The 230-nt window shown below is 47.0% G+C and carries 1 pseudogene; it reads right to left on the bottom strand.

What is annotated here, in order from left to right:
* Window positions 1–230, bottom strand: a pseudogene (locus tag R0K30_RS23835) (UxaA family hydrolase); the annotation flags it as partial.

Raw genomic sequence — 230 nt, 5'->3', positions numbered from 1 at the left:
CAACAGCTTCTTGGAACGGCTTGCCATCCATCAATGAACCAGCGTTGAAATCCATATCACTCTCAAGCAGTTCAAATCGCTCTGTTGTTGTGACAATTTTGATGGTAGGAACAAATGGGAAGTTTGTGATCGATCCATTTCCGGTGGTGAATAGAATTAGGTTGGCTCCGGCCGCGACCTGTCCGGCAATGCTTTCGAGGTCATTTCCTGGACTATCCATGAAGCAGTAC

The organism is Bacillus sp. SIMBA_154, from assembly GCF_046536015.1.
In the GTDB taxonomy this organism is placed as follows: Bacteria; Bacillota; Bacilli; order Bacillales; family Bacillaceae; genus Bacillus; species Bacillus pumilus_P.
The sequence above is the reverse complement of the archived record's forward strand: the minus strand, read 5'-3'. Positions and strand labels throughout refer to the sequence as shown.